The following is an 8,149-nucleotide window of genomic DNA, read 5'->3' as shown; positions in this document are numbered from 1 at the left end:
CGGATCCTGGGTGTCGTGGTGGCGTTCTTGTGCAGCCTCAGATGCATCGTTTCAGCTCCAGCATGACCTCTCGGGCCAAGAGTAAACCACGGCGTGAACCAATTAACCAATCATCCGGGACACGACACATACAGCCAACCGTCCGGCCCCTGACGCACATCGCGGATGCGCTCGCCCAGTTCGGTCAACAGGCGGTGCTCGCGCACCACGCGCGTGCCGTCCAGCTCCAGCCGCACCAGGTGCTGGCCGCGCAGCGCGCCGATGAACAGGTGGCCGCGCCAAGCCGGGCCGTAGCGGTCGCTGGTCAGCCACGCCATGCCGGAGGGCGCGATCGACGGCGTCCAGTGGTACAGCGGTGGCACCATGCCGGGCTTGTGCGTGCCTTCGCCGATGCGCCCGCCGCCGTACTGCTCCCCAAAGGTCACGACCGGCCAGCCGTGGTTGCCGCCGCGCTCGGGGCGGTTCAGTTCGTCGCCACCCTGCGGGCCGTGCTCATGCATCCACAGCCGGCCGTCGGGGCCCCAGGTGGCCCCCTGCGGATTGCGGTGGCCCCAGCTCCAAATCTCGGGCAAGGCGCCTGCGCGGCCCACCAGCGGGTTGTCGGGCGGGACAGCGCCGCCCTTGGTCACTCGCACGATCTTGCCGTGGTGGTTGTCCAGCGTCTGCGCATCGGCCATGCGGTGGTAGCGCTCGCCCAGCGTCAGAAACAGCGTGCCGTCGGGCGCCTCGACGATGCGGCAGCCGAAGTGCAGGCGGCTGGCGACGCGCGGCTGCTGGCGAAAGATCACCCGCAGATCCTGCAACCGGGTCGTATCCGCCGACAGAACCGCGCGCGCCAGGGCGGTGGAATTGCCGCGGCCCTGGGGATCCGGCTCCGCGTAGCAGAAATACAGGGTGCGGTTGCGGGCAAAGTCGCTGTCCAGCACCAGATCGAGCAAGCCGCCCTGCCCCGCTGCATCCACCCGCGGCAGACCCGCGATCGCCGCGCCCAGGCGGCCGTCGGCCTCGACCACGCGCAAGCGCCCCGGGCGCTCGGTGACCAAAAAACGCCCATCCGGCAAAAACGCCAGCGCCCAGGGGTGCTCCAGCCCGGTGGCCACCGCCTCGGCACGCAGACGGGCCGGCTCCGCAACGGCCGTCCGCGCTGGAGCTGCCGCCAGCGCCAGGGCCAGCCCCGCACCCAGCACCGCCCGGGGCAGCCCCCGCCACCCCGCGCGCCCCGCACACCAACGGCCGACAAAACGCATCGCCATGATGGCGGGATGGTTTCCGATCGGCCGCCGGCCGTCAAGCAGCCAAAGCCCTCCCCAGGGCGGCCCACGTCGCCCCGAGCGGGCGCCGGAGAGGGAACTCCGCATTTAGCACTCGATCCAAGAGAGTGCTAACATGATGACCGATTCAGGAGAGGAGAGCCCATGACCGCGATGTCCCTTGCCCTCACACCTGCGTCCCACGCCGCGCCCGCGGCGTCGTGGTCCAGCACGTCGCTGACGCTGCCCCCGCTGGGCAACCTGGACGCCTACATCAGCGCCGTCAACCGCATTCCGCTGCTCAGCGCGGACGAGGAGCGCGACTGCGCCCAGCGCTGGCGCCAGCACCAGGACCTGGAGGCCGCCGGCAAGCTGGTGATGTCCCACCTGCGGCTGGTGGTGGCCATCTCGCGCCAGTATCTGGGTTACGGCCTGCCCCAGGCGGACCTGATCCAGGAGGGCAACATCGGCCTGATGAAGGCAGTCAAGCGCTTCGACCCCGCCCAGGGCGTGCGGCTGGTCAGCTACGCGGTGCACTGGATCAAGGCCGAAATCCACGAATTCATCCTGCGCAACTGGCGCATGGTCAAGGTAGCCACCACCAAGGCCCAGCGCAAGCTGTTTTTCAACCTGCGCTCGCTCAAGCGGGGCTTCAAGGCCGATGCGCTGGACGAGGATGCGGCGCGCGAGCGCCTGTCCGAGGCCGAAATCGACGTCGTGGCGCGTGAGCTCAACGTGCGCCGCGAGGACGTGATCGAGATGGAAACCCGCCTGGGTGGCGCGGACGTGGTGCTGGACCCCCTGCCCAACGAGGATGGGGAGGAAGCCTATGGCCCGATCGCCTACCTGGCCGACCACCGCCACGAGCCCACCGCGGTGCTGGAGGCGCGCGAGCGCGAGCGCCTGGGCTCCGAGGGCATCGAACACGCGCTGGCACAACTCGACGAGCGCTCGCGCCGCATCGTGACGGCGCGCTGGCTGCAGGTCAACGACGACGGCACCGGTGGCGCCACGCTGCAGGAGCTGGCCGATGAGTACGGCGTGAGCGCCGAGCGCATCCGCCAGATCGAGGCGGCGGCCATGAAGAAGATGCGCCAGGCGCTGCGCGCGTACGCCTGATCCGCCCGGGGATCAGCCCTCGCGCCGCAGGGCCGGGAACAGGATCACGTCGCGGATGCTGGGGCTGTCGGTCAGCAGCATGATCAGCCGGTCGATGCCCACCCCGCAGCCGCCCGCCGGCGGCATGCCGTACTCCAGCGCCCGGATGTAGTCGGCGTCGAAGTACATGGCCTCGTCGTCGCCGGCGTCCTTGTTGGCCACCTGCGCATGGAAACGCGCGGCCTGGTCCTCGGGATCGTTCAGCTCCGAAAAGCCGTTGCCCACTTCCCGCCCGGTGATGTAGAGCTCGAAGCGCTCGGTGATCGTCGGATCGGTGTCGCTGGCGCGCGCCAGCGGCGAGATTTCAGTCGGGTGGTTGCAGATGAAGGTCGGCTGCCAGAGCTTGTCCTCCACCGTCTCTTCGAAGTACAGAACCTGCAGACCGGCCAAGCTGCGGCTGTCCAGCCGTTCCTTGACGGGGTCCAGCCCCAGGCGACGCAATTGCTCGCGCAGCCAGGCCGGATCGTCCACGCGCTCGCCCGCCTCGGTGTGCTTGAGGATCGCCTCGCGGATGGTCAGGCGTTCGAACGGCGCATCCAGGTCCACGTCCCGCCCCTGGTAGACGAGCCGGCCGCCACCGCACACCGTGTGGGCCACGTGGCGGATGAGCTGCTCGGTAAACGCCATCAAATCCACGTGGTTCCAGTACGCCGCATAGAACTCCATCATGGTGAACTCGGGGTTGTGGCGAACGCTGATCCCCTCGTTGCGGAAGTTGCGGTTGATCTCGAACACACGGTCGAAGCCGCCCACCAGCAGGCGCTTGAGGTAGAGCTCGGGCGCGATGCGCAGGAACATCTCCTGATCCAGCGCATTGTGGTGGGTGACGAAGGGCTTGGCGTTCGCCCCCCCGGGGATGGGGTGCAGCATGGGCGTCTCCACCTCCAGAAAGCCGTGCTGCACCATGAACTCGCGCAGGGCCGTGACGGCCAGGCTGCGCGCGACGAAGCGCTCGCGCGCCGCGACATCGGTCATCAGGTCGACATAGCGCTGGCGGTACTTCAGCTCCTGGTCGTGGATGCCGTGGAACTTGTCCGGCAGCGGGCGCAGGCTCTTGACCACCAGACGCAGCCGGTCGGCCTTGACGGACAGCTCGCCGGTGCGGGTCTTGAACACCGTGCCTTCGGCATAGACGATGTCGCCCAAATCCCAGTGCTTGAAGGCGTCGTAGGCGGCCTCGCCCAGCGCGTCCTTGGTGAGGTAGAGCTGGATGCGCCCGCCGGTGGGGCCGAAGGAGGCGTCCTGCACGGTGGCAAAGCTGGCCTTGCCCATGACGCGCTTGAGCATCATGCGCCCGGCGACGCTGACGCGGGCCTGCAGCGGCTCGAGCATCTCGTTGCTCATGTGACCGTATTCGGCCTGCAGGGCCTCGGCCGTGTGCTGCGGCCGCACGTCGTTGGGGAAGGCCGGCCCGGCGCCCTGCCCGGCAGCGGCACGCAGCGCCTGGAGTTTTTCGCGGCGCTCGGCGATGAGCTGGTTTTCGCTCGGGGCCTCGACGGGCGCGGGATGGACGGAATCGGTCATGGCACCACCGGGATGCAAAAAACAAAGGGTTTTGCGGCCCACACCGCAAAATCCTCGATTGTAGGCGGCCCACGCCGGGGGCCGCCGTGCCCGCATCGGCGGGCCGTCAGACGGCCGCTTCGCCCAGGTAGGCGGCGCGCACCTTCGGGTCGTCCAGCATGGCCTTGGCCTCGCCGTGCATGATGATCTCGCCCGAGTCCATCACATAGCCGCGGTCGGCCACCTGCAGCGCGCGGCGGGCGTTCTGTTCCACCAGCAGCACGGTCATGCCCTGCGCGTGCACGTCGCGCACCACCTCGAAGATCTTGTCCACCATGATCGGCGACAGGCCCATCGACGGCTCGTCCAGCAGCAGCAGCTTGGGGCGGCTCATCAGCGCGCGCGCCATGGCCAGCATCTGCTGCTCGCCGCCGGACATGGTGCCGGCGAGCTGGTCGCGGCGCTCCTTCAGGCGCGGAAACAGCTCGAACATGCGCTCGATGTCGCGCTGGATCTCGGCCTTGTCGGTGCGCACATAGGCACCCATCAGCAGGTTTTCGGTGATGGTCATGCGGGTGAAGACGCCGCGCCCCTCCGGCACCATGGCCAGCCCGCGCTTGACCAAATCCCACGATCCGGCCCCGCGGATGGACTGGCCCTGGTAGACGATGTCGCCGCCTTCGGACAGCAACATGCCGGTGATGGCCTTCATGGTCGTGGTCTTGCCCGCGCCATTGGAGCCGATCAGGGTGACCAGCTCGCCCTCGCGCACCTCCAGGTCGATGCCCTTGACCGCCTTGATGCCGCCGTACGAGACCTTCAGGCCCGTGACTTTCAACAGGGTGTTCGCCATCTCAGTGTCCTCCGGTGCCCAGGTAGGCCTCGATCACCTTGGGGTTCTTCTGCACCTCGGCCGGCGTGCCCTCGGCGAGTTGCTTGCCGTAATCCAGCACGGTGACGCGGTCGCACAGGCCCATGACCAGCTTGACATCGTGCTCGATCAGCAGGATGGTGCGCCCGTCGGCGCGGATACGGTCGATCAGCTCGCGCAGCTGCACCTTCTCGGTCGCGTTCATGCCGGCGGCCGGCTCGTCCAGCGCGATCAGCTTGGGGTCGGTGGCCAGGGCGCGCGCGATCTCCAGCCGGCGCTGGTCGCCGTAGGACAGGGTGCGCGCCTTGTAATCGGCGTATTTGGCGATGCCGACGTACTCGAGCAGCTCCATCGCACGCTCGGCGATGGCTTTTTCCTCGGCCTTGAAGCTGCTCGTGCGCAGGATGGAGCCGAAGATACCCGAGCGCGTGCGCACATGGCGGCCGACCATGACGTTTTCCAGCACCGTCATCTCGGCAAACAGCCGGATGTTCTGGAAGGTGCGCGCGATGCCGGCCTTGGCGACCTCGTGCACGGCGGTGGGCGTGTAGGGCTGGCCCGCCAGCTCGAACGAGCCGCTGTCTGGGGTGTAAAGCCCCGTCAGCACGTTGAAGAAGGTCGTCTTGCCGGCGCCGTTGGGGCCGATCAGGCCATAGACCTGGCCGCGCTTGATCTCGATGCCGACGTCGGAGAGCGCCTGCAGGCCGCCGAAGCGCTTGGAGACGCCGCTGACTTTCAGGATGGTGTCTGTCATGGGGTGCTCCTCACTTGCTCAGCGCCTTGCCGTGCTCGGGCGCGGGCCACAGGCCGCGCGGGCGCAGCAGCATCACGATGATCATGGCCAGCGCGATCAGCAGCTGGCGCAGGATCTCGGGCGCCAGCCGTCCGTCGGTGAGGTAGTGCAGCGGACCGGCCAGGTGGCGCAGCAGCTCCGGCAAGCCGGCCAGCAGCAGCGCCCCCAGGATCACGCCCGGAATGTGGCCCAGACCGCCCAGCACGACCATGGCGACGATCATGACCGACTCCATGAGGATGAACGATTCCGGATAGACGCCGCGCATCAGCGAGGCGAACAGCACGCCCGCGACACCGCCGAAGGTGGCGCTGGAGCCGAAGGCCGCGAGCTTGAGGTTGCGGGTGTTGATGCCCATGGCCTTGGCGGCGATCTCGTCCTCGCGGATGGCCATCCACGCGCGCCCGATGCGGGAGTTGCCCATGCGGTGCGCAATGATCACCGTCATCACGACGAAGAACAGGATCAGGTAGTAGTACAGCGTCACCGACTCGAAGGTATAAGTCCAGTCCCCGAACGAGATCGTCAGCCGCTGCCCCATGTTGTGGCCGAAGACCGTCGCCGCATCGACGCCGGCAATCCCCTTGGGCCCGTTGGTCAGGTTGATCGGGCGATCCAGGTTGAGCATGAAGATGCGCACGATCTCGCCAAAGCCCAGCGTCACGATGGCCAGGTAGTCGCCGCGCAGCTTGAGCACCGGGTAGCCCAGCATCAGCCCGGTCATGCCGGCCAGGACGGCGGCCAGGAAAATGACGATCCAGAAGCTGAGGTGGATGCCGTTGGGGAACATCGCCGCAATCGCGGGGAAGTTGTCCGCCAGATGGCTTGAGGCCAGCAGGCTGTAGAGGTAGGCACCGACCGCGAAGAAAGCGATGAAGCCCAGGTCGAGCAGGCCGGCGTAGCCCACCACGATGTTGAGGCCCAGCGCCAGCATCACGTACAGCAACGCGACATCGACGATGCGCACCCACGAGTTGCTGCCCGTGGCCTGCAGCAGCAGCGGCAGGACCAGCAGGCCGATGGCCGCCAGGGCAAAGACGACCAGCTTGGAAGAGGTTTTGGATTGGCTCATGTCAGCATCTCCTGTCCGGGCGCATCAGGCGCGGTCGGCCACCCGCTCGCCGAGCAGGCCCGACGGCCGCAGCGTCAGGACGATGGCCAGGACGATGAAGGCGAAGATGTCGGAATACTGGCTGCCCAGGAAGCCGCCCGTCAGCGGCCCCAGGTAGCCCGCCCCCAGCGATTCGATCAGGCCGAGCGAGATACCGCCGACCACGGCGCCGGCCAGGTTGCCAATGCCGCCAAAGACCGCCGCCACGAAGGCCTTGAGCCCCGGCATGAAGCCCATCGAGTGCTGCACCGTGCCGTAGTTGGACGCCCACATGATGCCGGCGATGGCCGCCAGCATCGCCCCGATGATGAAGGTGGCCGAAATCACCACGTCCGGCCGAATGCCCATCAGGCCGGCGACGCGCGGATTCTCGGCGGTGGCGCGCATGGCCCGGCCCAGGCTGGTCTTGTTGACCATGAACATCAGCAGCGACAGCACGATGGCGGTGGTGGCCAGGATCGTCACCTGCGTGGGCGAAATGACCGCCCCGCCCAGGTTGAACGGCTCGCTCGACAACAGCGTCGGGTACGACTTGGGATTGGGCTTCCACACGATCATCGCCAGCGTCTGCAGCAGGATGCTCATGCCGATGGCGGTGATCAGCGGCGCCAGACGCGGGGAGTTGCGCAGCGGCTTGTAGGCCAGCTTTTCGATCGAGAAGTTGATCGCCGCGCAAACGGCCATCGAGATCAACGCAGCCAGAACCAGCAAAGCCCAGCCGGGCATGCCGGGCACGGCCTCGCGGGCCTGGACGATGATCGTCCAGCTGGTCAGCGCGCCGATCATGAGCACGTCACCATGGGCAAAGTTGATCAGCCCGATGATGCCGTACACCATGGTGTAGCCAAGCGCCACCAACGCGTACATGCTGCCCAGCACCAGACCGTTGATGATCTGCTGTAGCAAAACATCCATGAGAGCTCTCCGTTGTGAGGAACCACCACCCCGGTGGCTGCTGGCCGACCGGGTTAGCAAAAAACCCGCCAGTTCCGGCCTGGGTGCGGCCTTGGGGCGGGTTCAGAGTGGGCGGATTGTAGCGAAGGGTTTTTCGCCAACCGGTGCGTGTTTGCCCTAGCCGACCCGCCGAACCCTAGGGTTTACCCGGAAATTTCCGCGCCCATCCGGGGAAAACCAGAACGCCTATCAATGCAACTCTCAAAGCATTAGATGTCGTGTCCCGGCTGATTGGTAACACGTCTGTTGAACAGTTCGGGGTGTGATCGCTGCCATTGTTTCATGGCCTGGATGGGGCTGACATGCCCCAAGGCTTTCTGTGGCAGTTGGTGATTGTACAGCCAGACATACCGCAGGATGGTGGCCTCAAGTTCTTCGCCGCAATGGAAGTGATGGGTGCGCAGGATGTCGGCGATGCGCCCGTTGAAGCGTTCAACCATGCCGTTGGTCTGCGGGTGTTTTGGGCGGGTCAGGCGATGCTCAATGCCTAGCTCCTCGCAGAGCTGATC

8 protein-coding genes are annotated in these 8,149 nt (G+C 66.9%); 1 reads left to right on the top strand and 7 read right to left on the bottom strand.

Annotated elements, in window-relative coordinates; genetic code table 11:
• Positions 1-110: 110 nt before the first annotated feature.
• Positions 111-1,247 carry a PQQ-dependent sugar dehydrogenase gene (locus Tfont_RS13880; RefSeq protein ID WP_143969879.1) on the bottom strand — a complete coding sequence of 379 codons (1,137 nt, stop codon included), beginning with the start codon at positions 1,245-1,247 and terminating at the stop codon, positions 111-113.
• Between the two features lie 168 nt (positions 1,248-1,415).
• On the opposite strand from Tfont_RS13880, the gene rpoH reads away from it, so the two are divergent.
• Complete coding sequence (gene rpoH / locus Tfont_RS13875; RefSeq protein WP_068608743.1) at positions 1,416-2,369, top strand: RNA polymerase sigma factor RpoH; 954 nt, start codon at positions 1,416-1,418, stop codon at positions 2,367-2,369.
• Positions 2,370-2,381: 12 nt separating this feature from the next.
• Here rpoH and lysS read toward each other — a convergent pair whose 3' ends face one another.
• From lysS to Tfont_RS13845, 6 genes are all read right to left on the bottom strand, one after another.
• Positions 2,382-3,932: a lysine--tRNA ligase gene (lysS, locus tag Tfont_RS13870; RefSeq protein ID WP_068608741.1), complete on the bottom strand. Its 1,551-nt coding sequence runs from the start codon at positions 3,930-3,932 to the stop codon at positions 2,382-2,384.
• 106 nt (positions 3,933-4,038) lie between these two features.
• Positions 4,039-4,764, bottom strand: a complete 726-nt coding sequence (locus Tfont_RS13865; RefSeq protein ID WP_068608739.1) for an ABC transporter ATP-binding protein — start codon at positions 4,762-4,764, stop codon at positions 4,039-4,041.
• Between the two features lies 1 nt (position 4,765).
• A complete protein-coding gene (locus Tfont_RS13860; RefSeq protein WP_143969877.1) occupies positions 4,766-5,536 on the bottom strand; it encodes an ABC transporter ATP-binding protein in 771 nt (256 codons plus the stop codon).
• Positions 5,537-5,546: 10 nt separating this feature from the next.
• Positions 5,547-6,647: an ABC transporter permease subunit gene (locus Tfont_RS13855; protein WP_143969876.1), complete on the bottom strand. Its 1,101-nt coding sequence runs from the start codon at positions 6,645-6,647 to the stop codon at positions 5,547-5,549.
• A gap of 24 nt (positions 6,648-6,671) precedes the next feature.
• Complete coding sequence (locus Tfont_RS13850) at positions 6,672-7,601, bottom strand: branched-chain amino acid ABC transporter permease (protein ID WP_068608733.1); 930 nt, start codon at positions 7,599-7,601, stop codon at positions 6,672-6,674.
• 248 nt (positions 7,602-7,849) lie between these two features.
• On the bottom strand, positions 7,850-8,149 hold a 300-nt coding region (locus Tfont_RS13845), incomplete at its 5' end, for an integrase core domain-containing protein (protein WP_143969875.1).

It is taken from the genome of Tepidimonas fonticaldi (assembly GCF_007556755.1).
Taxonomy (GTDB): Bacteria; Pseudomonadota; Gammaproteobacteria; order Burkholderiales; family Burkholderiaceae_C; genus Tepidimonas; species Tepidimonas fonticaldi.
Note: the sequence above shows the minus strand (reverse complement) of the source record. Positions and strands in the feature narration are given on the sequence as shown.

Excerpts from the sequence above, each read along its gene's own strand:
- Tfont_RS13850 (WP_068608733.1), bottom strand. The coding sequence starts at position 7,601 with ATGGATGTTTTGCTACAGCAGATCATCAACGGTCTGGTGCTGGGCAGC.
- Tfont_RS13855 (WP_143969876.1), bottom strand. The coding sequence starts at position 6,647 with ATGAGCCAATCCAAAACCTCTTCCAAGCTGGTCGTCTTTGCCCTGGCG.
- Tfont_RS13860 (WP_143969877.1), bottom strand. The coding sequence starts at position 5,536 with ATGACAGACACCATCCTGAAAGTCAGCGGCGTCTCCAAGCGCTTCGGC.
- Tfont_RS13880 (WP_143969879.1), bottom strand. The coding sequence starts at position 1,247 with ATGCGTTTTGTCGGCCGTTGGTGTGCGGGGCGCGCGGGGTGGCGGGGG.
- rpoH (WP_068608743.1), top strand. The coding sequence starts at position 1,416 with ATGACCGCGATGTCCCTTGCCCTCACACCTGCGTCCCACGCCGCGCCC.
- lysS (WP_068608741.1), bottom strand. The coding sequence starts at position 3,932 with ATGACCGATTCCGTCCATCCCGCGCCCGTCGAGGCCCCGAGCGAAAAC.
- Tfont_RS13865 (WP_068608739.1), bottom strand. The coding sequence starts at position 4,764 with ATGGCGAACACCCTGTTGAAAGTCACGGGCCTGAAGGTCTCGTACGGC.